At 62.5% G+C, this 22,880-nt stretch carries 20 protein-coding genes; 11 read left to right on the plus strand and 9 right to left on the minus strand.

What is annotated here, in order from left to right:
* Positions 1-47: 47 nt before the first annotated feature.
* The 8 genes from NGJ21_RS22335 to NGJ21_RS22370 all read right to left on the minus strand — a co-directional run bounded on the left by NGJ21_RS22335 (position 48) and on the right by NGJ21_RS22370 (position 9,894).
* Complete coding sequence (locus tag NGJ21_RS22335; RefSeq protein ID WP_012316566.1) at positions 48-1,970, minus strand: PrkA family serine protein kinase; 1,923 nt, start codon at positions 1,968-1,970, stop codon at positions 48-50.
* A 281-nt stretch (positions 1,971-2,251) separates the two neighbouring features.
* On the minus strand, positions 2,252-2,581 hold the full coding sequence (gene glpE / locus NGJ21_RS22340; protein ID WP_046787571.1) for a thiosulfate sulfurtransferase GlpE: 330 nt from the start codon (positions 2,579-2,581) through the stop codon (positions 2,252-2,254).
* A 15-nt stretch (positions 2,582-2,596) separates the two neighbouring features.
* Complete coding sequence (locus tag NGJ21_RS22345) at positions 2,597-3,463, minus strand: symmetrical bis(5'-nucleosyl)-tetraphosphatase (protein WP_115273034.1); 867 nt, start codon at positions 3,461-3,463, stop codon at positions 2,597-2,599.
* Entirely contained in the window at positions 3,463-3,843 is a 381-nt protein-coding gene (gene apaG / locus NGJ21_RS22350) for a Co2+/Mg2+ efflux facilitator ApaG/CorD (protein WP_012316563.1), read from the minus strand. The genes NGJ21_RS22345 and apaG overlap by 1 nt, the downstream gene beginning before the upstream one ends.
* Before the next feature lie 157 nt (positions 3,844-4,000).
* Positions 4,001-4,801, minus strand: coding sequence for a 16S rRNA (adenine(1518)-N(6)/adenine(1519)-N(6))-dimethyltransferase RsmA (rsmA, locus tag NGJ21_RS22355; RefSeq protein WP_046787573.1), 801 nt, complete (start codon positions 4,799-4,801; stop codon positions 4,001-4,003).
* Positions 4,798-5,787, minus strand: a complete 990-nt coding sequence (gene pdxA, locus NGJ21_RS22360) for a 4-hydroxythreonine-4-phosphate dehydrogenase PdxA (RefSeq protein ID WP_161872218.1) — start codon at positions 5,785-5,787, stop codon at positions 4,798-4,800. The genes rsmA and pdxA overlap by 4 nt, the downstream gene beginning before the upstream one ends.
* Complete coding sequence (surA, locus tag NGJ21_RS22365; protein ID WP_046787602.1) at positions 5,784-7,103, minus strand: peptidylprolyl isomerase SurA; 1,320 nt, start codon at positions 7,101-7,103, stop codon at positions 5,784-5,786. The genes pdxA and surA overlap by 4 nt, the downstream gene beginning before the upstream one ends.
* Positions 7,084-9,894, minus strand: a complete 2,811-nt coding sequence (locus NGJ21_RS22370) for an LPS-assembly protein LptD (RefSeq protein WP_251962684.1) — start codon at positions 9,892-9,894, stop codon at positions 7,084-7,086. Before NGJ21_RS22370 ends, surA begins: the two co-directional genes overlap by 20 nt.
* Before the next feature lie 130 nt (positions 9,895-10,024).
* Here NGJ21_RS22370 and NGJ21_RS22375 point away from each other — a divergent pair, with 130 nt between their 5' ends.
* From NGJ21_RS22375 to NGJ21_RS22385, 3 genes are read left to right on the plus strand one after another with little or no spacing between them, the layout of a single operon-like run.
* Positions 10,025-11,044, plus strand: a complete 1,020-nt coding sequence (locus NGJ21_RS22375) for an aminoglycoside phosphotransferase family protein (RefSeq protein WP_251962685.1) — start codon at positions 10,025-10,027, stop codon at positions 11,042-11,044.
* Entirely contained in the window at positions 11,041-11,712 is a 672-nt protein-coding gene (murU, locus tag NGJ21_RS22380) for an N-acetylmuramate alpha-1-phosphate uridylyltransferase MurU (protein WP_251962686.1), read from the plus strand. Before NGJ21_RS22375 ends, murU begins: the two co-directional genes overlap by 4 nt.
* 1 nt (position 11,713) lies before the next feature.
* Positions 11,714-12,478 (plus strand): TerB family tellurite resistance protein, encoded by a 765-nt coding sequence (locus NGJ21_RS22385; protein ID WP_046787603.1) that lies wholly within the window; start codon positions 11,714-11,716, stop codon positions 12,476-12,478.
* A 78-nt stretch (positions 12,479-12,556) separates the two neighbouring features.
* Here the strand turns inward: NGJ21_RS22385 and NGJ21_RS22390 are convergent, their stop codons facing one another.
* Positions 12,557-13,552: an alpha/beta hydrolase family protein gene (locus NGJ21_RS22390; RefSeq protein ID WP_115273029.1), complete on the minus strand. Its 996-nt coding sequence runs from the start codon at positions 13,550-13,552 to the stop codon at positions 12,557-12,559.
* A gap of 95 nt (positions 13,553-13,647) precedes the next feature.
* On the opposite strand from NGJ21_RS22390, the gene NGJ21_RS22395 reads away from it, so the two are divergent.
* From NGJ21_RS22395 to NGJ21_RS22430, 8 genes are all read left to right on the plus strand, one after another.
* Complete coding sequence (locus NGJ21_RS22395; protein ID WP_119687862.1) at positions 13,648-16,035, plus strand: PAS domain-containing sensor histidine kinase; 2,388 nt, start codon at positions 13,648-13,650, stop codon at positions 16,033-16,035.
* Between the two features lie 7 nt (positions 16,036-16,042).
* Positions 16,043-16,675 carry a response regulator gene (locus tag NGJ21_RS22400; protein WP_174142587.1) on the plus strand — a complete coding sequence of 211 codons (633 nt, stop codon included), beginning with the start codon at positions 16,043-16,045 and terminating at the stop codon, positions 16,673-16,675.
* 211 nt (positions 16,676-16,886) lie between these two features.
* On the plus strand, positions 16,887-18,011 hold the full coding sequence (locus NGJ21_RS22405; RefSeq protein ID WP_039601666.1) for an ABC transporter ATP-binding protein: 1,125 nt from the start codon (positions 16,887-16,889) through the stop codon (positions 18,009-18,011).
* Positions 18,012-18,051: 40 nt separating this feature from the next.
* Positions 18,052-19,086, plus strand: coding sequence for an ABC transporter substrate-binding protein (locus NGJ21_RS22410; RefSeq protein WP_115273027.1), 1,035 nt, complete (start codon positions 18,052-18,054; stop codon positions 19,084-19,086).
* 67 nt (positions 19,087-19,153) lie between these two features.
* Positions 19,154-20,401 carry an ABC transporter permease gene (locus NGJ21_RS22415; RefSeq protein ID WP_046787582.1) on the plus strand — a complete coding sequence of 416 codons (1,248 nt, stop codon included), beginning with the start codon at positions 19,154-19,156 and terminating at the stop codon, positions 20,399-20,401.
* Positions 20,402-20,412: 11 nt separating this feature from the next.
* Entirely contained in the window at positions 20,413-21,240 is an 828-nt protein-coding gene (locus NGJ21_RS22420) for an ABC transporter permease (RefSeq protein ID WP_012316549.1), read from the plus strand.
* A gap of 145 nt (positions 21,241-21,385) precedes the next feature.
* A complete protein-coding gene (gene rpe, locus NGJ21_RS22425; protein WP_012316548.1) occupies positions 21,386-22,060 on the plus strand; it encodes a ribulose-phosphate 3-epimerase in 675 nt (224 codons plus the stop codon).
* A complete protein-coding gene (locus NGJ21_RS22430) occupies positions 22,057-22,875 on the plus strand; it encodes a phosphoglycolate phosphatase (RefSeq protein WP_251962687.1) in 819 nt (272 codons plus the stop codon). Before rpe ends, NGJ21_RS22430 begins: the two co-directional genes overlap by 4 nt.
* Positions 22,876-22,880: the final 5 nt, after the last annotated feature.

A 22,880-nucleotide genomic window follows, 5' to 3' on the forward strand; every position in this document is an offset into this window, starting at 1 on the left:
GCTTGCTGCTGGCGGCTTGGAGCTTGCTGCAGGGGCAGCTTGCCGCTTTATTGCGATTTCCTGACCCGCAGGTACCATTCCGACAGCAGGCGCACCTGTTTATCGGTGTAGCCACGCTCCACCATCCGCGTGACGAAGTCGTTGTGTTTCTGTTGATCTTCTTTGCTGGCCTTGGCGTTGAAGCTGATGACTGGCAGCAAGTCTTCGGTGTTGGAGAACATTTTCTTCTCGATCACCACCCGCAGCTTCTCGTAGCTGAGCCAGCTTGGGTTCTTGCCGTTGTTGTTGGCACGGGCACGCAGTACGAAGTTGACGATCTCGTTGCGGAAATCCTTCGGATTGCTGATGCCAGCCGGTTTTTCGATCTTTTCCAGCTCTTCGTTCAGGGCAATGCGGTTGAGGATCTCGCCAGTTTCCGGGTCGCGGTATTCCTGATCCTGGATCCAGAAGTCGGCGTACAGCACGTAGCGGTCGAAGATGTTCTGACCGTATTCGCTGTAGGACTCGAGGTAGGCGGTCTGGATTTCCTTGCCGATGAACTCGATGTAGCGTGGCGCCAGGTATTCCTTCAGGTAGCGCAGGTAGCGTTCACGCACTTCCGCCGGGAATTGCTCCTGTTCGATCTGCTGTTCCAGCACATAGAGCAGGTGCACGGGGTTGGCCGCCACTTCGTGCGGGTCGAAGTTGAACACCTTGGAGAGAATCTTGAAGGCAAAACGCGTGGACAGGCCGTTCATGCCTTCATCGACACCCGCAGAATCGCGGTACTCCTGGATCGATTTGGCTTTCGGGTCGGTATCCTTGAGGTTTTCGCCATCGTAGACACGCATCTTGGAGTAGATGTTGGAGTTTTCCGGCTCCTTCAGGCGTGAGAGCACCGTGAACTGGGCGAGCATCTTGAGCGTATCGGGTGCGCAATGGGCCTTGGCCAGCGAACTGTTGACCAGCAGTTTGTCGTAGATCTTGATCTCGTCGCTGACGCGCAGGCAGTACGGCACCTTGACGATGTAGATCCGGTCGATGAACGCCTCGTTGTTCTTGTTGTTGCGGAAGGTGTGCCACTCCGATTCGTTGGAGTGGGCCAGCAGGATCCCGGAATAAGGGATCGCGCCCAGGCCTTCGGTACTGTTGTAGTTGCCTTCCTGGGTGGCGGTCAGCAGCGGGTGCAGGACTTTGATGGGCGCCTTGAACATCTCGACGAATTCCATCAGGCCCTGGTTGGCCCGGCAAAGCGCGCCCGAGTAACTGTAGGCGTCGGCATCGTTCTGCGGGAATTCCTCGAGCTTGCGGATATCCACCTTGCCGACCAGGGCCGAGATGTCCTGGTTGTTTTCGTCGCCTGGTTCGGTCTTGGCGATAGCGATCTGGTTGAGGATCGAGGGGTACAGCTTGACCACCCTGAACTTGCTGATGTCGCCACCGAACTCCTGCAGGCGCTTGGTGGCCCATGGCGACATGATGGTGTTCAGGTAGCGCCGCGAGATGCCGTACTCTTCTTCGAGGATGGCGCCATCTTCAGTGGCGTTGAACAGGCCCAGCGGCGACTCGAAAACCGGCGAGTCCTTGATCGCGTAGAAAGGGACCTTTTCCATCAGCTGCTTGAGCTTTTCGGCCAGCGACGATTTGCCGCCACCCACCGGGCCCAGCAGATAGAGGATCTGTTTCTTCTCTTCAAGGCCTTGGGCGGCGTGGCGGAAGTAGGAAACGATCTGGTCGATGCACTCTTCCATGCCATGGAAGTCGGCAAAGGCCGGATACCGGCGGATCACCTTGTTGGAGAAAATGCGCGACAGTCTGGAGTTGCTTGAGGTGTCGATCAGTTCCGGCTCGCCGATGGCCAGCAACAGCCGTTCAGCCGCCGATGCGTAGGCACTGCGATCCTCTTTGCACAGCTCGAGGTACTCCTGCAGCGAGAGTTCTTCCTGGCGCGTAGACTCGAAACGTTGTTGGAAGTGGCTAAAAATACTCATGACGTCACCTCGCTCGATACGTGGAGACGACGCCGGATCAGTCAGCTGATGCTGGCATGCAACCGGGCTTGCCGATTGCTGTATACCCCCCAGAACACCCTGTAACGCTACCGATGACCCGCACGCCGGTGTACCGGCTCTCCCCTTTTTTGGATGGCCTGCGCTTAAGAATAGTTGGTTATCCGCAAGGTCAAGGGCAAGCGGCGCAGAAGTTGTCGGCGACCGTTCGTCAGGTGAGGCGCGAGCCCGCGTGGGGCGCGGGCTGGAGTGGAATTAAAAAATTATTCAGGGGTGCCTTGCGCGGTCTCGTCCGGGTAGGTGGTGCGCCACAGCTCGAAGCCGCCATCGACGCTGTAAACGTCGGAAAAACCTTGGCCAACCAGGTACGCGGCCGCGCTCTGGCTGGAGTTGCCGTGGTAGCAGACCACAAGGGTCGGGGCATCCAGGTCGGCATTGCGGATGAAGTCGGCAACCGAATGATTGTCCAGGTGCCGGGCGCCGGCGATGTGGCCGGCGGCATAGGCCTGCGGGTCGCGAATGTCGACGACGACCGCACCTTGCGCGCGCAAGGCCAGGGCCTGCTCGGGAGGGATGCGTTTGAATTCGCTCATGGGTAGGGCTTTCCTTCAGGGCTGATCGTTAAGTTTAGTCGGTTGTGCCGGCGGGCGCAGGGTGCCGTCGTCGGCGCAGTCGCAGCGCAGGTATTCACCGCTGTCGACATTGTAGAGGGTCATGGTGCCACCCCATACACAGCCCGTATCGAGGGCGATGATGCCGGGCTCCTCGACGCGCCCTTCGAGTGCGGCCCAGTGGCCAAAGATGATCTTCACATGCCGCGAGCGGCGGTCCTTGTGCGCGAACCAGGGCTTGTAACCTTTCGGTGCCGTGCCCAGCCCTTCCTTGCTCTTGAGGTCGAGCTTGCCTGTGCCAGTGCAGAAGCGCATGCGGGTCAGGTAGTTGGTGATCACCCGAAGGCGCTCGACGCCGCTGAGGTTCTTGCTCCACTTGTTCGGCTCGTTGCCGTACATGCCATCGAGGTACAGCTTCAGGCGCTCGTCATCGCGCAGCACCTCCTCGACTTCGCCAGCCAGCTCCAGGGCTTTGCCCAGTGTCCACTGGGGGGGGATGCCAGCGTGCACCAAGGCAATGCCGCGCGGCTCGTCATAGTGGAGCAGTTTCTGTTGGCGCAGCCAGTCGAGCAGTTGATCGGCATCTGGCGCCTCGATGATTTCGCGCAGGGTATCGCTTTTCTTCAGGCGTTCGACATTTTGCCATGCAGCCAGCAGGTGCAGGTCATGGTTGCCCAGCACGCAGGTCAGCGAGTGGCGGATCGAGTAGAGGTAGCGCAGTGTCTGCAGCGATTCAGGCCCGCGGTTGACCAGGTCACCGACCAGCCACAGGCGATCGACAGCCGGGTCGAACTTGACGCGCTCCAGCAGGCACTTGAGGGGTTGCAGGCAGCCTTGCAGGTCACCGACGGCGTAGGTAGCCATCAGTGCAGGGCCCCCGGCACCGCCAGGCGGAAGGGGGCAATGTCGGCCTCGAAGCGTTTGCCGTCCTCGGCGAACATCTGGTAGCTGCCCTGCATGGTGCCCACGCGGGTGCTGATCACTGCACCGCTGCTGTACGTGTGGCTCTGGCCCGGCTCGATGGTCGGTTGTTGGCCGATCACACCTGCGCCGCGTACCTCCTCCACTTCACCATCACCGTTGGTGATCAGCCAGTGTCGAGACATCAGCTTGGCTTTGATCGAGCCATTGTTCTGCACTGTTATGGTGTACGCGAATGCAAAGCGATCGCTTTCGGGGTCGGATTGGTCTTTCAGATAGCGGGTCACGACGCTGACGTCGATCTGGTAACGGGGATCGGACATGCATGGGCCTTGGTCAAACAAGCGAATACGGCGATACATGCAGTCTAGGCCATTGGCGGGGGGGAGGGCCAGTGGTGTCGGGGAGGAGGGGCTTTAAAGTCTTGGGCTGTGGCAGCGTCTTCGCAGGTTGCCCGCGAAGACGCCGGTGCCAGCGCTGTCAGGCTTGCTGGTCTGCCAGCTGGTCTGCCAGGCGTACGAATGCGGCCAGGTCCAGCTGCTCGGGGCGCAGGCTGCCATCCACGCCAGCGGCCTCGATGGCCTGGCTGTCGAGTAGGCCTTTGAGGGTATTGCGCAGCGTCTTGCGGCGCTGGTTGAAGGCTTCGCGCACGACGCGTTCCAGCAGCAGGTGGTCCTTGGCCGGGTGCGGCAGCACCTCATGCGGTACCAGGCGTACGATGGCCGAGTCCACCTTCGGCGGCGGGTTGAACGCACCTGGGCCTACGTTGAACAGGTGCTCGACCCGGCAGTGGTACTGCACCATGATCGACAGCCGGCCCCAGTCACCGCCGCCAGGCCCTGCGGCCATGCGCTCGACCACTTCCTTCTGCAGCATGAAGTGCATGTCGCGAATCAGCCCGGCGTGGCTGAGCAGGTGAAAAATCAACGGCGTGGAGATGTTGTAGGGCAGGTTACCTACGACTTTGAGGCTGCGTGCCGGCACGCCCAGCTGGTTGAAATCGAACTTCAGGGCATCGCCCTGGTGCAGGCGGAAGTTGTCGCGCCCGGCAAACTTGTGCTGCAGGATCGGCACCAGGTCTTTGTCCAGCTCCACGACGTCCAGCTGTGCGCCGCTGCCCAGCAGGCCCTCGGTCAGGGCGCCCTGGCCCGGGCCGATCTCCAGCAGGTGTTCGCCGGCTTTGGCATTGATGGCGCGCAGGATGCGGTCGATGATGCCAGCGTCATGCAGGAAGTTCTGACCGAAGCGCTTACGCGCCCGGTGTTGATAATGCTCGTTCATGGTCGGTTCTCGGCCATCTGGTAGGCGGTTTCCAGGGCGACGCGCAGGCTGCCGGTGTCGACGTTGCCGGTACCGGCAAGGTCCAGGGCGGTGCCGTGATCGACCGACGTGCGGATGATCGGCAGGCCCAGGGTCACGTTGACTGCAGCGCCGAAACCTTTGTACTTGAGTACAGGCAGGCCTTGGTCGTGGTACATCGCCAGCACCGCGTCGCAGTGCTCCAGATATTTGGGGGTAAACAGGGTATCGGCCGGCAGCGGGCCGCGCAGGTCCATGCCTTCGGTGCGCAGGCGGGCCAGTGCCGGTTCGATGATGTCGATTTCTTCGCGGCCCAGGTGGCCGCCTTCGCCGGCATGCGGGTTGAGCCCGCAGACCAGGATGCGTGGGTTGGCGATGCCGAACTTGTCGCGCATGTCGGCGTGCAGGATGCGGGTAACCCGCTCCAGGCGCTCAGGGGTGATAGCGTCCGCGATGTCGCGCAGTGGCAGGTGCGTGGTTACCAGCGCCACGCGCAGGCCATGGGTCGCCAGCATCATCACGACCTGGGCGGTGTGGGTCAGCTCTGCCAGGAATTCGGTATGCCCGGAAAAGGCGATGCCGCTTTCGTTGATCACGCCCTTGTGCACAGGGGCCGTGATCATACCGGCGAAATGCCCTTCAAGGCAGCCTTGCCCGGCCCGCGTCAGGGTCTGCAGGACAAAAGCCGCGTTGGCCTTGTCCAGCATGCCCGGCACCACGGGGGCGGCCAGGGGAGTATCCCAGACGTAGAGGCTACCTGCCGGCGCCGGCTGGTCAGGCCAGTGGCCCGGCGCTACCGCAAGCAGGTTGACGGCCAGCCCCAGCTGCGTGGCCCGCTCGGCGAGCAGGTCACGGCTGGTGATGGCGATCAGGGGGTGAGGCTGGGGCTCGGCGGCGAGCAGCAGGCACAGGTCGGGGCCTATGCCGGCCGGTTCGCCGGGAGTGACGGCGAAGCGCAGGGGCTTCACTGTGCGGCCTGGTCAGCGCCAGGCAGCTTGATTTCAACGTAGGCTTCGTCGCGGATCTGGCGCAGCCAGGTCTGCAGCTCTTCGTCGTACTTGCGGTTACGCAGTACGTTCATTGCCTGCTGCTCGCGTGCCTGTTCGGTGCTGTCGGTGGCACGACGGCCCAGCACTTCCAGGACATGCCAGCCGTACTGGGTCTTGAACGGTTTGGTCACGACACCCTGCTGGGCGTTGGCCATCTGCTCGCGGAACTCCGGTACCAGGCTGTTCGGATCGACCCAGTTGAGGTCACCGCCGTTAAGCGCTGAACCCGGGTCTTCCGAGAAGCTTTTCGCCAGCTCGGCGAAGTCTTCGCCGTCCTTGATCCGTTCGTACAGGCGCTCAGCCAGCTGCTCGGTGGCGGCTTCGCTGCGGATTTCGCTTGGCTTGATCAGGATGTGGCGTACATGCACTTCGTCACGCAGCACGTTTTCGCTGCCGCCGCGCTTCTCTTCGAGCTTGATGATGATGAAGCCGCTAGGGATGCGCAGTGGCTGGGTGATGTCGCCCGTGGCCATGCTGCTGAGCAGCTTGGCAAATTCAGGCGGCAACTGGCCAGCTTTACGCCAGCCCATCTCGCCACCTTCAAGGGCGTTCTCGCTGGCCGAGTTGGCAATCGCCATCTGGCCAAAGTCAGCGCCCTGGCGCAGTTGCTGGTACACGTCACCGACCTTGCGCGCAGCCTTCTGGATGTCGTCCGAGTTGGCGCCTTCCGGGGTTGGGATGAGGATGTTGGCCAGACGGTAGTCTTCGGACATCTGCATCTTGCCCAGGTCCGAGGCGAGGAAGTTTTTCACTTCCTGCTCGGAAACCTGGATGCGCTCGGCCACACGGCGCTGGCGCACGCGGCTGATGATCATCTCGCGTTTGACCTGCTCGCGGGCGTCGTCGAACGACAGGCCGTCGCGGGCCAGCGCGGCGCGGAACTGGTCCAGCGACATGCCATTGCGCTGGGCAATGGTGCCGATGGCCTGGTTGAGTTCCTCGTCGGTGATGCGGATGCCCGAACGTTCACCGATCTGCAGCTGCAGGTTCTCGACGATCAGGCGTTCCAGTACCTGCTGCTCCAGCGCGCTGGTCGGCGGTACGCCGCCGCCGCGCTTGGCGATGGTTTGCTGAACCTCCTGGACGCGCTGGTCCAGTTGGCTTTGCATGACCACGTCGTTGTCGACGATGGCCACCACACGATCCAGGGGTTGCACCGCGGCATGCACCGCGCCACTCAGCAATACAGCGCCCAGCAACACTGGGCGCAGACGATCAATAAGCTTGGTCTTCACGTGTACGGTAACCTTGAATGCCTTCGTCGAGGAACGATTCGACCTTGTTGCCTACCACACCACCGAGACCTTTGAGCACGATCTGAAGGAAGATGCCGTGGTCGCCTTTCTCGTTCTGTGGGGTAGCCTGGCTGAAGTCGTCGTAGTCGATCCAGTAGCGGTTGATCAGACGCAGTTTCCAGCAGCAGTTGTCATACTCGAAACCGCCCATGGCTTCCAGGGTGCGGTTGCGGTTGTAATCGTGCTGCCAGCGGGCGATCACGCTCCATTGCGGCACGATCGGCCAGATGACCGAGAAGTCGTGCTGCTGGATCTTGTAGTAATCCTTGATGTAGTTCGCGCTGCCCGGCGTGCCATAGTCGCCGCCGCCCACTTTCCAGGTACCGGTGGTGGAGTCGTAGGCGATGGTGTCGTTGCGGTAGCGATAGCCCAGGTTGACGACCTTGTTCGGGTTGTCTTCCGGCTGGTAATGGAACATCGCGGCACCCGAGCGTGGGCTGCTGGTTTCCGGGTCCCAGTTGTAGTTGGCGTTGAAGCGCCAGTCGCGGTTGAAGCGGTAGCCGTACAGCAGGGCGTAAGGCGACACATCTGCCTGCGAGTCGGTGCGGGTGCGATAGTCGATGCCTGGCAGCTGGACCTTGCGATCCTTGAAGTAGTAAGCCTGGCCAATGCTCAGGAACTGGCGCTCGAAGCCGTTTTCTTCGATCCACCGCGTGGTCAGCCCCAGCGACAGCTTGTTCTCGTCACCGATGCGGTCGGTGCCGCTGAAGCGGTTTTCACGGAACAGGGAGTCGTAACTGAACAGCGTTTCACCCGTGTCGAACAGCGGGATGTCCATCTGGTCTTTGTACGGGACGTAGAGATAGAACAGGCGCGGTTCGAGGGTTTGACGGTAGTTGGTGCCGAACAGCGAGGTGTCGCGGTCGAAGTACAGGCCGCTGTCTACGCTGAAAATCGGGATGTCGCGGCTCTGGCTGCTCGAGAAGTCACCGCGCAGGTCGCGTGTGGCTTGCGAGGCACTGGCCAGGTCAGATTTGCCTTCGCTGTCCAGGTCCAGATCGTAGTTGGTGTACATGTAGGTCAGCTTCGGCTTCACGTAGCCGTAGCTGGCCTCCATCGGCAGGCTGATGGCCGGCGCGATGTTCAGGCGGTTACCGTTGGCCCTTGCCAGGCCGAAGATGTTCTCGTCAAGACGCTGGCCGTTGGCACCGGCAGTAGTGTCCAGCTGGCCATCTTCGTTGAAGACGGGGCCGTTCTTCAGGTCGCGATCAAAGCGCACGGCTTCGGTATTGTAGCTGAAGTCGAAGCCACCCGGGTGGTACGGCAGCATGCCGTTCAGGGTGATTTGAGGCAGCTTGTTATATGGGGTGATCTTCGAGATGGTGGCCATCTCGTAGGCCTGCAAGTTCAGGCGAGCCTGGTAGCTGTCGCCGCGATAGGTCAGTGCGCCTTGCTGGTTCAGCGCATCTTTGCTCTCGACGCCGATCTGGTCAGACTCCAGGTCCTGGAAGTAGAACGGGTCGCTGATGTCGGTGTAGTCCACCTCGGCCAACAGGCGCTCGTCCAGGCCACCTTTGTGCTGCCAGTTGACCATCCAGCGCTGATCTTCGTAATCAGTCTGCTCTTTGCGATCGTCGTTCTTGTCATTCAGGTACGCGCCGCCGAGCTGGCCTTCGCTGGACTTGGTCAGGTAGCGGAATTCGCCTTCCATCAGCAAGCCACGCTTGGTCATGTAACGCGGGTACAACGTGGCGTCGTAGTTGGGCGCCAGGTTGAAGTAGTACGGCGTGACCAGCATGAAGCCGGTGTCGCTGGTGCTGCTGAACGACGGTGGCAGGAAGCCGGATTGGCGACGGTCGTCGATCGGGAAATAGATGTACGGTGTGTAGAACACCGGGAAATCCTTGACCCGCAGGGTGACGTTGGTCGCGGTACCGAAGCCGGTGGCCGGGTTCAGGGTGATGTTGTTGCCCTTGAGCTGCCAGGCGTTGCTGCCCGGTTCGCACGTGGTGTAGGTACCATCCTTGAGGCGGATGATGGCGTTCTCGCTACGCTTGGCGTACAGGGCGTTGCCGCGGATGTGCGACTTGTGCATCACGTATTCGGCGTTGTCGACCTGGGCTTCGCCCGTGTCGAGCTGGATCTGCGCCTCGTCGCCCACGACCAGCGAGCCGTTGTCGCGAATCCTGACGTTGCCCTTGAGCTCGCCACGGTTCTCGGCCTGGTACAGGTTGGCCTCATCGGCTTCGGCCTGCATGCTGCCTTGGCGCATGACCACGTCACCGGCGAGGGTAGCGATCTGCTGCTCCTGCTGGTACTTGGAGACCTTGGCGTTGATGTAGGTCGGCGATTCGTCCTTGGGCGTGGTGTCGGCCATGCCAGGGCGAGTCGGCTCGATGTACGCGCCACCGCAGTACGGGCCGGTTTCGGCCAGCTGGGCAGCGGTGAGCTTTTCGCGCGGGACCCAATCGAGATGGCTGTAATCCTCGCTGCGCGACTTCAGGCCACGGCCTTTGCTCTCGGTGACCAGCACCGGCTTGTCAGCACTTTCGGCCTCGGCCGATGGGGCCTCGGTGCCGGAAGTGAGCGCAGCGCCGTCATGCACTGGGCGCGGTGGCAAGTTGTTGACTGGGCTCTTGGGCTTGCAGTCCCAACCACCGGAGGCGGACACTTGGCAGTCGAACTGCTCGGCTGCTACCACGTACGAGGTGGCAAAAGGTTGCAGGGCCAGCAGACCGCCGGTGACCAGCAACGGAAACTTTCTACGAAACGCGGGGGATTTCAATGCCATCTTATTAGTCCGGGCTTCCTGCGTGCCATCTGCCCGCGTGTGGGGCCGCACGCCTCTCGATGGTCTGAAAAAGATGCTGGATAATAAAGCATGACCCGCTTGACGGCTAGGGCCGTCGGAGACCCTTGTAATGCCTGACCACGATGTACGCCTGCAACAACTGACTGTCTGGCTCGCCGAGCAGCTCAATGTTCTTTTCCGCAACAACGCCTGGGGCGAGGTGCCCGAAGGCAGCCTGACCGCCGCCAGCAGCGATGCGAGCTTTCGCCGTTACTTCCGCTGGCAGGGCGCAGGCCACAGTTTTGTGATCATGGATGCGCCGCCGCCACAGGAAAACTGCCGCCCGTTCGTTGCCATCGACCATCTGCTGGCCAGTGCGGGCGTGCATGTACCGGTGATTCATGCCCAAGATCTGGACCGTGGTTTCCTGTTGCTGGGGGATCTGGGCCATCAGACATACCTCGACATCATTAACCCGGATAACGCCGATGCATTGTTTGCCGACGCGATCGACGCCCTGCTGGCGTTCCAGCGCCTGCCGATGGAAGCGCCGTTGCCGAGCTATGACGACGCCTTGCTGCGCCGTGAGGTCGAGCTGTTCCCCGAGTGGTATGTCGGGCGTGAGCTCGGCCTGGCCTTCAACGAGGCGCAGCAGGCCAGTTGGCAGCGCATCAGCCAGTTGCTGATCGACAGTGCCCTTGCCCAACCCAAGGTGCTGGTGCACCGCGACTACATGCCGCGCAACCTGATGCAGAGCGAACCGAACCCGGGCGTGCTCGACTTCCAGGACGCGGTGTACGGTCCGGTCACCTATGACATTACCTGCCTGTTCAAGGACGCTTTCCTCAGTTGGCCACAAGCGCGAGTCGAAGGCTGGTTGCGCAACTACTGGGACAAAGCGCAAGCCGCCGGGATCCCGGTTCAGCCGTCGTTCGAAGATTTCCAGCGCGCCAGCGACCTGATGGGTGTGCAGCGCCATCTGAAGGTGATCGGTATCTTCGCGCGTATCTGCCACCGTGACGGCAAGCCGCGCTACCTGGCTGATGTGCCGCGTTTCTTCGCCTATATAGACGAAGTGGTCGGCCGTCGCTCTGAACTGGCCGAGCTCGGCCAGCTGATCGCCGAACTCAAGGCCGGAGCGCGTGCATGAAAGCGATGATTCTCGCCGCAGGCAAGGGCGAGCGCATGCGCCCGCTGACCCTGCACACGCCAAAGCCGTTGCTGCCCGTGGCCGGCCAGCCGTTGATCGAATACCACCTGCGTGCCCTGGCGGCGGCCGGTTTTACCGACGTGGTGATCAACCATGCCTGGCTTGGCCAGCAGATCGAGGATCACCTCGGCGATGGCAGCCGCTTCGGCCTGAGCATTCGCTACTCCCCTGAGGGCGAGCCGCTGGAGACGGGGGGCGGGATATTCCAGGCATTGCCTTTGCTGGGCGACGCCCCGTTCCTGCTGGTCAATGGCGATGTCTGGACCGATTACCCGTTCGCGCGCTTGCGTGCACCGCTGCAGGGCCTGGCGCATCTGGTGCTGGTCGATAACCCTGGCCATCACGGGCGGGGCGACTTCCGCCTGCAAGGTGGGCAGGTGGTGGACGGTGACGAGCCCCCTGGCACCCTGACCTTCAGCGGCCTTTCAGTGCTGCATCCAGCCTTGTTCGCAGGTTGCCAGGCGGGGGCCTTCAAACTGGCGCCACTTCTGCGCCAAGCCATGTCGGCAGGCAAGGTGACCGGCGAGCACTACCGTGGCGCCTGGGTCGATGTCGGTACCCAGGAGCGCCTGGCCGAGGCCGAACGCCTTATACGCGAGCGTGCCTGAGATGTGGTGGCCAGGCACGGTAATCGGGCTAGGCGCGGGTTTCGCTGTCGCCAGCATCCCTGGCGCGCTGCTGGGGGCATTGCTTGGCCAAGCCATGGATCGGCGCCTGCGTGTGCAGGGTTGGGAAGACATGCGCGAACGGTTGGGAGGCCGGCCGGCCCTGCGTGACGAAGAGTTGTTGTTCGTCCTGCTTGGGCGGCTGGCCAAAAGCGATGGGCGAGTGGGCGAACAGCATATTCAGCAGGCGCGCCAGGAGATGGTCCGGCTGGGGCTGGCCGAGGCCGCCAGGATGCGCGCGATTGCCGCCTTCAACCGCGGCAAGGCGGGCAAGGACCGCTTGGCCCACCACCTGCGTCGCATTCGCTTGCAGCCACATGCGGCCGAGGGCACGTTGCGGGCGTGTTGGCGTATGGCTTGGGCTGACGGCAAGGCCGGGGATCATGAGCGGGAACTGCTGCTGGACTGGGGGCAGAAGCTGGGGCTCAGCCGGCGCCAGGTGCAGGCCATGTCGCTGGAATATGAGCCACGCAAAATGAGCACGGCCAGTAGCGTCATGACCTATGCGGCTGCGCTGCGCTTGCTGGGGATAGATGCCGATACGGAAGGCGACCGGGTCAAGCAGGCCTATCGCCGGCTGGTCAGCCGGCACCATCCGGACAAGCTGGCCGGGAGCGGTGCCAGTGAAGCGCAGCTCAGAGAGGCGACCGAACGCACTCGAGAGCTGCACCAGGCTTATGCGTTGATCCGTAAACGGCGGGGGCTCTAAGGCCCCTGTCACCGGCGAGCGGCGCTGTACCTGTGGCAGCCAGCCTGCTGGTGCAACGGCCGGAGCTGGCCCGTCACTTCATTCCTGCGGGCTCATCCACCCCCTGGCCCGGCGGAACAACTGTTCCTGTTCCGCGCTCTTGTTCCCCGGCATCGCAATCAGCGAAAGCTGCTTGTACTGGCTGTCTTTCTGGCGCTTGCTGGCCTGCAGGCGTTGCATGGCGGCATTGCGGTCGCCGGTGCGGGTTGCGTAGTAGATATCGGCAGTCGGCACTTTGAGGGTAGGTGTCAGGCTTTCCAGATCGTGCTCGACCCTTGCCGGGGTCTGCGCGGCGATCATCACCAGCTTCTGTACCTGCGGTGGTTGCTTCTCGCCCAGGTAGCGGGCTGCCCAGTAGGCGCCGCTGCCATGGCCGATCAGCACGATGCTGCGTGAGTTCTGTTGCTGAGCGTACGCCACCGCAGCATCCAGGCGCGCGAAGATGCGTTCGGCATCAGCCTGATCGTTCTGTTCGCTGGCCTGTTCGGCATCGGTGCTTTCTGCCGTGTCGGCATCCGCCGCAGTAGCCTGGGCCACGTTGGCGTTGGCATCGACGGGGGTTTCCTTTGCCGGTGCGCTCTCGCCCTGCTCTGGCTGCGGTGCGGCAGCTGGCGTGGCCTGGACCCGTGCCTGTGGGCTATCGGCGAGCAGGTCGGGCAGGCTCACGCTGAGGCTGTTCCAGCCGGCGTCAGGGAACTTGCGTCGCAACGGGCCGACCGCATTGGGCCAGTCGGCGGTTTCTCCGGCGCCAGGGACGATGATCACCGTGCCTTGCGGGTCGCTGTCGTTGGCTGGTTTCCACAGGGCCAGGAAGCTGTCGGACCCGGCTTCCAGCGTTTGCTGCTCGGCTTTGGGCAACAGGCGTTCAAGGGCCTGCGCATCTTCCTGGCTACGCTCCAGCAGCGGTGGGCGTGGCGCAGGTGCGGCGGCAGCCTCTTCGGTTGCTGGTTTTTCGGCGTCGGCGGCCAGGGCACCAAGTGGTAGGAGCGAGGCAAGGCAGCACATTGCCAGCGTCGTGCGATAAAGTGTGAACATGAATCAACCCAAGGCCAGAATGATACCGGCAGCCTAATAGTATTTGCCCGCGACGGCCATGCTGCATGGCCGCCCTTGCCAAGACGAGCGTGTAGATGAAGCGATTGCGTCGCCTGTTGGTTATCGGCTGCTTGTGGCTACCCTTGATTGCCTTGGCAAGGCCTGAGGCAGCACCTGCGGTGGTACTCGAACCTGCCCAGCAGCAATGGCTGGACACCCATCGCAGCCTGCGGGTCGGCCTGGTGCTGCAGGCGCCCTATGCCCAATTCGACCGCCGTCTGCAGCAACTCTACGGGGCCAATGTCGAGCTGGTGAACTGGCTGGCGCAGGCGCTCAAGCTGGACCTCACCTGGCGTAACTTCACTGACCAGGCCAGCCTCGAACACGCCCTGCAGGCGGGTGAAATCGACTTTGCCCCGGGCCTTACACAAACACCGGCCAGCTTGCGTCTGTGGTTGTTCAGCGACCCCTATATGCGTGTGCCGCAACTTGTGGTGGGGCCGCGGACCGGTGCGTTGGCCGTCGAGCTGGAAAAGCTTGAAGCCAACGAGCGTGTGGCGGTACGCATGCCCAGCGTGCTGGCCGATTACCTGCGGGGCAATTACGCCAATCTCAACCTGCAAGGTGTGCCCAACGAGCGCCAGGCCTTGCAACTGGTGGTAGGGGGCCAGGCCAGCTACGCGGTGCTGGATGAAGCCCAGCTCAGCCGGTTGTCCCGTGAAAGCGAGTTCGGTGACCTGGCAGTGCTCGGCGATATCGGCCTGCCGCAATTATTGCGCGTGGGTTCGCGGCGTGACTGGCCGTTGCTGGCCGATGTGCTTGAACGGGGCCTGCAGGCCATGCCCGCCAAAGAGCTGGAGCAACTGCATCAGCGTTGGTTGCAGCCCAAATACCCGCGTCTGAGCGACTCCACCGGTTTCTGGCAAAACCTTGCGTTGCTGTTCGGCATGTTGCTGCTGTGTGCCGGGGCCACCCTGGTGTGGCAGCGCCGCCAGCAGCGCCAGCTCGAGCGTAGCCTGCTGGCGGCGCGGGAGCACCTGGCTGAGCGGCAGGTGCGCGAGGAGGCACTGCGCCTGAGCCAGTTCGCCATCGACCAGAGTACGGTGGGCATCCTCTGGGTCAACTGGGACAGCCACGTGCGTTACGCCAACCACGCGGTGGGGCGCATGCTGGGTTATGCCGAGGCGGCGTTGCTGGAGCGTCCGCTGAGCGACTTCGAGCCGAACCTGAGCATGGACCGCTGGCTGCAGTTGTGGCGGGCCGCGCGAGCCGGGGAGGCCGGGGCTCGGCAGTTCGAAACCCAATGCCTGTGCGCCGACGGCAGTCTGTTGCCTGTTGAGTTGTCGTTGAGCTTCCTGCGCTTTCGCGATGCCGAGTACCTGGTGGTGTACCTTGCCGATGTCACCGAACGCCACCGCGCCCTGGCGGCGCTGCGTGAAAGCGAGGCGCGGCTCAAGGGTATTGCTGGCAATGTGCCGGGGCTGGTGTTCCGTCTGGAACCCGCACCAGCGGAAGGGGACCCGGAGTTCCCCTACATCAGCGAGGGCAGTGAGGCGTTGGTGGGTTATACGCCCGCGCAGATCCAGCACCCGCAGATGGGCTTGCGCAATCTGGTCCACCCGCAAGATCGTGCTGACTACCACCAGGTGCAGGACTTGGCCATTGCCAGCGATCAGGACTGGTCCTGGCAAGGGCGAATCCTCACCCGTGAAGGTGAGCAGCGGTGGGCCGACATCAAGGCCAGTACCCGCCGCCTGGCCAACGGCCGGGTGGTCTGGGACGGTATTGTCTGGGACATTACCCAGAGCAAGCGCGCGGAGCTGGCGCTTGCGAGGTCCCAGGAGCAACTGCGTGAACTGTCGGCACACCTGGAGAGCGTGCGCGAGGAAGAAAAGGCCCGTATCGCCCGCGAAGTGCACGATGAACTGGGGCAGATGCTGACCGTGCTCAAGCTTGAAGTGTCGATGTGCGAACTGGCTTTTGCCGAGCTTGACCCTGCGCTGAACGAGCGCCTGGCCAGCATGAAGCGCCTGATCGCTCAGCTGTTCCAACTGGTGCGCGATGTGGCAACGGCGCTGCGCCCGCCGATCCTGGACGCCGGTATCGCCTCGGCCATCGAATGGCAGGCACGGCGCTTCGAAGCGCGCACGCAGATCCCTTGCCTGGTGCAGGTACCGGATAATCTGCCAGCATTGAGCGATGCAAAAGCTATCGGCTTGTTCCGTATCCTGCAGGAGGCTCTGACCAACGTAATGCGCCACGCCCAGGCGCACAGTGTCGAGGTAGAGCTGGTGCGCGAGGGCGAAAAACTGCGTATGACGGTCAGTGATGACGGTAGCGGGTTCTGCCTGGACCAGCCACGGCCAACCTCGTTCGGCCTTGTGGGGCTGCGTGAGCGGGTACTGATGCTCGGTGGCAGCATGGTGTTGAATAGCGAGCCAGGTGAAGGTACCAGCCTGAGCGTGACCATAGCGTTGGATTAGGAGAACGATCGTGATTCGAGTGCTGGTGGCCGAAGACCACACCATTGTCCGCGAAGGTATCAAGCAGTTGATCGGCCTGGCCAAGGACATGCAGGTGGTGGGGGAGGCCGGTAATGGTGAACAGCTGCTGGAAACCCTGCGCCACACCGCCTGCGAAGTGGTGTTGCTGGATATCTCGATGCCCGGTGTCAGTGGGTTGGAGGCGATTGCGCGGATCCGCGCGCTGCACAACCCGCCGGCGATCCTGATGCTGTCGATGCACGACGAAGCGCAGATGGCCGCGCGCGCGCTCAAGGCCGGCGCTGCCGGCTATGCCACCAAGGACAGTGACCCTGCTTTGCTGCTGACCGCAATCCGCCGAGTGGCCGGCGGCGGGCGCTACATCGATCCGGCGTTGGCCGACCGCATGGTCTTCGAGGTTGGCCTGACCGAAACTCGGCCGCTGCATACTCTGCTGTCGGAGCGCGAGTTCTCGGTGTTCGAACGCTTGGCTCAAGGTGCCAACGTCAACGATATCGCTCAGCAGCTGGCGCTCTCCAGCAAGACCATCAGCACCCACAAGGCGAGGCTGATGCAGAAACTCAAGGTCAACTCGCTGGCTGAACTGGTGAAGTACGCCATGGAGCACAAGCTGGTATGACCGTTCTGTTTGCGACATAGGTTATCTGCCAGGCACCGCTTTCCCGCTGGCTGGCTGAGACTTGCATTCCAATCCCGCCATCGGTGTAGGGCAATCCCTACACAAACTCTTCCAACCGGATGATGGCATTCTCTCAGCGCCCCCGATTTCCGGGCGCTTGCGTCTTCTTTAGTCTTTGCCTACGCAGTCATTCCAACAAGAAGGTGCAGGCATGAGCGAGGCGAATTCGAACGCGACCACCGGTGAGACGCTGGTCAGTTTCCGTGGTGTGCAGAAGAGCTACGACGGCGAATCGCTGATCGTCAAAGACCTCAACCTGGACATTCGCAAGGGTGAATTCCTCACCTTGCTCGGCCCTTCCGGCTCGGGCAAGACCACCAGCCTGATGATGCTGGCGGGTTTCGAGACCCCGACCGCCGGTGAAATCCAGTTGGCCGGGCGCTCCATCAATAACGTGCCGCCGCACAAACGTGACATTGGCATGGTGTTCCAGAACTACGCACTGTTCCCCCACATGACCGTGGCGGAAAACCTCGCTTTTCCGCTGAGCGTGCGCAACCTGAGCAAGACCGACATCAGTGAGCGGGTCAAGCGGGTACTGAACATGGTGCAGCTCGATGCCTTCGCCAAACGCTACCCTGGCCAGCTTTCCGGTGGCCAGCAGCAGCGCGTGGCCTTGGCCAGGGCGTTGGTGTTCGAGCCGCAGCTGGTGCTGATGGACGAGCCGCTCGGCGCGCTGGACAAGCAGCTGCGTGAACACATGCAGATGGAGATCAAGCATATCCACCAGCGCCTGGGTGTAACCGTGGTCTACGTAACCCACGACCAGGGCGAGGCGTTGACCATGTCCGACCGTGTGGCCGTGTTCCATGAGGGCGAGATCCAGCAGATCGCCGACCCGCGCACTCTTTATGAGGAGCCGCGCAACACCTTCGTCGCCAACTTCATCGGCGAGAACAACCGCATCAACGGCACGCTGCTGGCCAGTGACGGTCATCGTTGCCAGGTGCAGCTGGCCCGCGGCGAGCGGGTCGAGGCGCTGGCGGTGAACGTCGGCCAGGCTGGGGAGCCGGTGACCCTGTCGGTACGCCCGGAGCGCGTGCGCCTCAATGGCCACAGCCAAAGCTGCGTCAATCGCTTCTCCGGCCGCGTGGCCGAGTTCATCTACCTGGGCGACCATGTACGGGTACGTCTGGAAGTCTGTGGCAAGGCTGACTTTTTCGTGAAACAGCCGATTGCCGAGCTCGACCCGGCCTTGGCCGTGGGCGATGTGGTACCGCTGGGCTGGGAGGTGGAGCACGCGCGCGCGCTCGATCCGATTGCCGAAGCCCACTGATGGATTGCTTCACCAACCCTGTACTGTGGAGAGAATAATAATGCGCAAGCAGCTGAAACTGACCGCCCTGGCCCTTGGCCTGTTCGCCGCCGGCCAGGCCATGGCGGCAGACCTGACCGTAGTGTCCTTCGGCGGCGCCAACAAGGCGGCCCAGGTCAAGGCGTTCTACGAGCCATGGGAGAAGGCCGGCAAGGGCAAGATCGTCGCTGGCGAGTACAACGGTGAAATGGCCAAGATCAAAGCCATGGTCGACACCAACAGCGTGTCCTGGAACCTGGTGGAGGTGGAGTCGCCAGAACTGGCCCGTGGTTGCGATGAAGGCATGTTCGAGGAGCTCGACCCGGCTCTGTTCGGCAACGAAAGCGATTATGTGAAGGGCGCCATCCAGCCGTGCGGCGTGGGCTTCTTCGTTTGGTCCACGGTGCTGGCCTACAACGCTGACAAGCTCAAGACAGCCCCGACCAGCTGGGCCGATTTCTGGGACACGAAGAAATTCCCGGGCAAGCGCGGCCTGCGCAAGGGCGCGAAGTACACGCTCGAGTTCGCCCTGATGGCCGACGGCGTTGCGCCCAAGGATGTGTACCAGGTGCTGGCCACCAAGGGCGGCGTGGACCGCGCCTTCAAGAAACTCGACGAACTCAAGCCGAGCATCCAGTGGTGGGAAGCGGGCGCCCAGCCGCCGCAGTACCTGGCCTCGGGTGATGTGGTCATGAGCTCGGCCTACAACGGGCGCATTGCTGCGGTGCAGAAAGAGAGCAACCTCAAGGTGGTGTGGAACGGTGGCATCTACGACTTCGACGCTTGGGCCATCCCGAAAGGGGCCAAGAATGTCGAGGAAGCGAAGCAATTCATCGCTTATACCGTTCAGCCCGAGCAGCAGAAGACCTACTCCGAGAACATCGCCTACGGCCCGGCCAACTCCAAAGCCGTGCCGCTGCTGGCGGACGCGGTGAAGAAGGACATGCCGACCACGCCTGAAAACATCGCCAACCAGGTGCAGATCGATGTGGCCTTCTGGGCCGACAACAGCGAGCAACTGGAGCAACGCTTCAACGCCTGGGCGGCGAAGAAGTAAGGCGCCTCGAAGGAGCGCCGGCCCGTTGGCTGGCGCTCCCTGTTCCCCTGTTTTTGCGGAGTTCGCCATGGCCATTGCAGTGCCCCTCAACGAAGGCGCAGGTCCAAGTCTCAAGCAGCGCCTCAAGCACGCCGAGCGGGTCAACCGCTGGAAGGCGCAGGCGCTCATCGCGCCGCTGGCGCTGTTTCTCCTGCTGGTGTTCCTGGTGCCCATCGCGGCGCTGCTGTTCAAGAGCGTCGACAACCCGGAAGTGGTCGGCGGCCTGCCGCGCACGGTCCAGGCTGTGTCGCAGTGGGATGGCAAGAGCCTGCCTGGCGAGGAGGTTTACAAGGCCCTGAGCCAGGACCTGGCCGAATCGCGCAAGAACCAGACCTTGGGCGACCTGTCCAAACGCCTGAACATGGAGCTGGCCGGCTACCGCAGCCTGCTCTCCAAGACCGCTCGGGCGCTGCCGTTCAAGGCCGAACCTGCCTCTTACAAAGAGGCCTTGCAGGCCCTCGATGAACGTTGGGGCGACCCGGCTTACTGGCAGGCGATCCGCCGCAACACCAGCAGCGTGACTTCTTATTACCTGCTGGCATCGGTCGACCACCGTATCGATGACCTCGGCGAGTTGGCCAAGGCCACCCCCGACCAGTCCATCTACCTGGACATCTTTGCCCGCACCCTGTGGATGGGTGTGGTGATCACGGCCATCTGCCTGGTGCTGGCGTATCCGCTGGCTTACCTGCTGGCCAACCTGCCGACCCGCCAGGGCAACCTGTTGATGATATTGGTGTTGCTGCCGTTCTGGACGTCGATTCTGGTGCGGGTGGCAGCGTGGATCGTACTGCTGCAGTCAGGCGGCCTGATCAACAGTGCATTGATGGCCATGGGCATCATCGATCAGCCGCTGGAGCTGGTGTTCAACCGCACCGGCGTGTACATCTCGATGGTCCACATCCTCTTGCCGTTCATGATCCTGCCGCTATACAGCGTGATGAAGGGCATTTCGCCGAGCTACATGCGTGCAGCGATCTCCTTGGGTTGCCACCCGTTCGCCAGCTTCTGGCGGGTGTACTTCCCGCAGACCTACGCGGGCGTGGGCGCCGGTTGCCTGCTGGTGTTCATCCTGGCCATCGGTTACTACATCACCCCGGCGCTGCTCGGCAGCCCGAACGACCAGATGGTCAGCTACTTCGTGGCCTTCTATACCAACACCAGCATCAACTGGGGCATGGCTACCGCGCTGGGCGGGCTGTTGCTGCTGGCGACCGTGCTGCTGTACCTGATCTATAGCTGGCTGGTCGGTGCCAGCCGCCTGCGCCTGAGCTGAGGAGCCTAGTGATGCTTAGCCCATACATGTCGCCCGTGGAACGGGTGTGGTTCTACAGCCTGCGTATCCTTTGTGGCCTGATATTGCTGTTTCTGGTGTTGCCGGTACTGGTGATCGTGCCGCTGTCGTTCAACAGTGGCAGCTTCCTGGTGTACCCACTGCAAGGCTTTTCCCTGCAGTGGTATCACGATTTCTTCGCCTCGGCCGAGTGGATGCGCGCCCTGAGGAACAGCGTCATCGTCGCCCCGGCGGCCACGCTGCTGGCCATGGTGTTCGGTACGCTGGCAGCGATCGGGCTTACCCGCGCCGATTTTCCGGGCAAGTCGCTGGTCATGGCGCTGGTGATTTCGCCGATGGTGGTGCCGGTGGTGATCATTGGTGTAGCCAGCTACCTGTTCTTTGCCCCGTTGGGGATGGGTAACAGCTTCATTTCGCTGATCCTGGTGCACGCGGTGCTGGGTGTGCCGTTCGTCATCATTACCGTGTCGGCGACCTTGCAAGGCTTCAATTACAACCTGGTGCGTGCGGCTGCCAGCCTGGGGGCCTCACCGGTGGTTGCGTTTCGCAGGGTCACCTTGCCGCTGATCGCCCCCGGAGTGATCTCTGGGGCGCTGTTCGCCTTCGCGACCTCGTTCGATGAGGTGGTGGTGACGCTGTTCCTCGCCGGGCCAGAACAGGCCACCCTGCCGCGGCAGATGTTCAGCGGCATTCGCGAGAACTTGAGCCCGACGATTGCAGCGGCGGCGACCTTGCTGATCGGTTTTTCGGTGGTGCTGCTGCTGACCCTGGAGTGGTTGCGCGGGCGCAGTGAGAAGCTGAGGACTCAGCAGCCTGCGTGATTGATCGGCCTTTTCGCAGGACTGCCTGCGAAAAGGCCGATGCTGGCGTCGCAGTGACCCCTTCACACGGATTGATGCCAATCAGCCCCTATCCAGTTCGCTGAGTTACAATGCGCGCCACCTAGATTCTGCCAACAGGTGCGCCATGCAGCCCTACGCTATTGCCCCCTCCATTCTCTCCGCCGATTTCGCCCGTCTGGGCGAGGATGTCGACAAGGTACTGGCCGCGGGTGCCGACATCGTCCACTTCGACGTGATGGACAACCACTACGTACCCAACCTGACCATTGGCCCGATGGTCTGCACCGCCTTGCGCAAGTACGGTGTGACCGCGCCGATCGATGTGCATCTGATGGTCAGCCCGGTAGACCGCATCATCGGTGACTTCATCGAAGCCGGTGCCAGCTACATCACCTTCCACCCGGAAGCCTCGCAGCACATCGACCGCTCGCTGCAGCTGATCCGTGACGGTGGCTGCAAGGCCGGCCTGGTGTTCAACCCGGCTACCAGCCTGGACGCGCTGAAGTACGTGATGGACAAGGTCGACATGGTGCTGCTGATGAGCGTCAACCCAGGCTTTGGCGGGCAGAAATTCATCCCCGGCACCTTGGACAAGCTGCGCGAAGCCCGTGCGCTGATCGACGCCAGTGGCCGTGATATTCGCCTGGAAATCGACGGTGGGGTGAACGTCAACAACATCCGCGAAATCGCTGCCGCTGGCGCAGATACCTTCGTCGCCGGCTCGGCGATCTTCAACGCGCCGGATTATCAGGAAGTGATCGCCAAGATGCGCGCCGAACTGGCTCAGGCCCGCCCATGAGCGGCTTCGAGCAGCTGTTCCCCGGGACGCTGCCCAGGCTGGTGATGTTCGATCTGGACGGTACCCTGATCGATTCAGTCCCCGACCTGGCCGCAGCCGTTGACCGCATGCTGCTCGAACTTGGCCGTCCGGCCGCCGGCCTTGACGCCGTGCGGCACTGGGTAGGCAACGGCGCACCGGTGCTGGTGCGCCGCGCACTTGCCGGCGGCCTGGACCACGCGACCGTAGACGATGAGCTGGCCGAGCGCGGCCTTGCACTGTTCATGGAGGCGTACGCCGAAAGCCATGATCTGACGGTTGTATACCCTGGTGTGCACGACACCTTGCGCTGGCTGCGCAAGCAGGGCGTGGAGATGGCGCTGATCACCAACAAGCCTGAACGCTTCGTCGCACCGTTGCTCGACCAGATGAAGATCGGCCGTTATTTCCGCTGGATCATTGGCGGCGATACCCTGCCACAGAAGAAGCCCGACCCTGCTGCGTTGCTGTTCGTCATGAAAATGGCCGGCGTGAAGCCCGGCCAGGCGCTGTTTGTGGGGGACTCGCGCAGTGATGTGCTGGCGGCCAAGGCCGCCGGCGTGCAGTGCGTTGGGCTGAGCTATGGCTATAACCACGGCCGGCCGATCGATGAGGAAGCGCCCAGCCTGGTCATAGGCGACCTGCGCCTGCTGCTGCCTGGTTGCGTAGTCACCGACACTGGGATAACGTTGGCGGACCTTCAAGCCTCACAAGACAGAGAGCCCACCGTGGTGGTTACCGGCAAATTGTGGATGAAAGTCATCAAGGCCCTGGCCCGTTGGCGTTGGCGCGCCTGACTTCT

It is taken from the genome of Pseudomonas sp. Marseille-Q5299 (assembly GCF_943737035.1).
Classification (GTDB): Bacteria; Pseudomonadota; Gammaproteobacteria; order Pseudomonadales; family Pseudomonadaceae; genus Aquipseudomonas; species Aquipseudomonas putida_E.

What these genes read in the sequence shown, in the direction of transcription:
- NGJ21_RS22335 (WP_012316566.1), bottom strand. Translation starts at nt 1,970, where the DNA reads ATGAGTATTTTTAGCCACTTCCAACAACGTTTCGAGTCTACGCGCCAG.
- glpE (WP_046787571.1), bottom strand. Translation starts at nt 2,581, where the DNA reads ATGAGCGAATTCAAACGCATCCCTCCCGAGCAGGCCCTGGCCTTGCGC.
- NGJ21_RS22345 (WP_115273034.1), bottom strand. Translation starts at nt 3,463, where the DNA reads ATGGCTACCTACGCCGTCGGTGACCTGCAAGGCTGCCTGCAACCCCTC.
- apaG (WP_012316563.1), bottom strand. Translation starts at nt 3,843, where the DNA reads ATGTCCGATCCCCGTTACCAGATCGACGTCAGCGTCGTGACCCGCTAT.
- rsmA (WP_046787573.1), bottom strand. Translation starts at nt 4,801, where the DNA reads ATGAACGAGCATTATCAACACCGGGCGCGTAAGCGCTTCGGTCAGAAC.
- NGJ21_RS22370 (WP_251962684.1), bottom strand. Translation starts at nt 9,894, where the DNA reads ATGGCATTGAAATCCCCCGCGTTTCGTAGAAAGTTTCCGTTGCTGGTC.
- NGJ21_RS22375 (WP_251962685.1), top strand. Translation starts at nt 10,025, where the DNA reads ATGCCTGACCACGATGTACGCCTGCAACAACTGACTGTCTGGCTCGCC.
- murU (WP_251962686.1), top strand. Translation starts at nt 11,041, where the DNA reads ATGAAAGCGATGATTCTCGCCGCAGGCAAGGGCGAGCGCATGCGCCCG.
- NGJ21_RS22385 (WP_046787603.1), top strand. Translation starts at nt 11,714, where the DNA reads ATGTGGTGGCCAGGCACGGTAATCGGGCTAGGCGCGGGTTTCGCTGTC.
- NGJ21_RS22390 (WP_115273029.1), bottom strand. Translation starts at nt 13,552, where the DNA reads ATGTTCACACTTTATCGCACGACGCTGGCAATGTGCTGCCTTGCCTCG.
- NGJ21_RS22395 (WP_119687862.1), top strand. Translation starts at nt 13,648, where the DNA reads ATGAAGCGATTGCGTCGCCTGTTGGTTATCGGCTGCTTGTGGCTACCC.
- NGJ21_RS22405 (WP_039601666.1), top strand. Translation starts at nt 16,887, where the DNA reads ATGAGCGAGGCGAATTCGAACGCGACCACCGGTGAGACGCTGGTCAGT.
- NGJ21_RS22410 (WP_115273027.1), top strand. Translation starts at nt 18,052, where the DNA reads ATGCGCAAGCAGCTGAAACTGACCGCCCTGGCCCTTGGCCTGTTCGCC.
- NGJ21_RS22415 (WP_046787582.1), top strand. Translation starts at nt 19,154, where the DNA reads ATGGCCATTGCAGTGCCCCTCAACGAAGGCGCAGGTCCAAGTCTCAAG.
- NGJ21_RS22420 (WP_012316549.1), top strand. Translation starts at nt 20,413, where the DNA reads ATGCTTAGCCCATACATGTCGCCCGTGGAACGGGTGTGGTTCTACAGC.
- rpe (WP_012316548.1), top strand. Translation starts at nt 21,386, where the DNA reads ATGCAGCCCTACGCTATTGCCCCCTCCATTCTCTCCGCCGATTTCGCC.
- NGJ21_RS22430 (WP_251962687.1), top strand. Translation starts at nt 22,057, where the DNA reads ATGAGCGGCTTCGAGCAGCTGTTCCCCGGGACGCTGCCCAGGCTGGTG.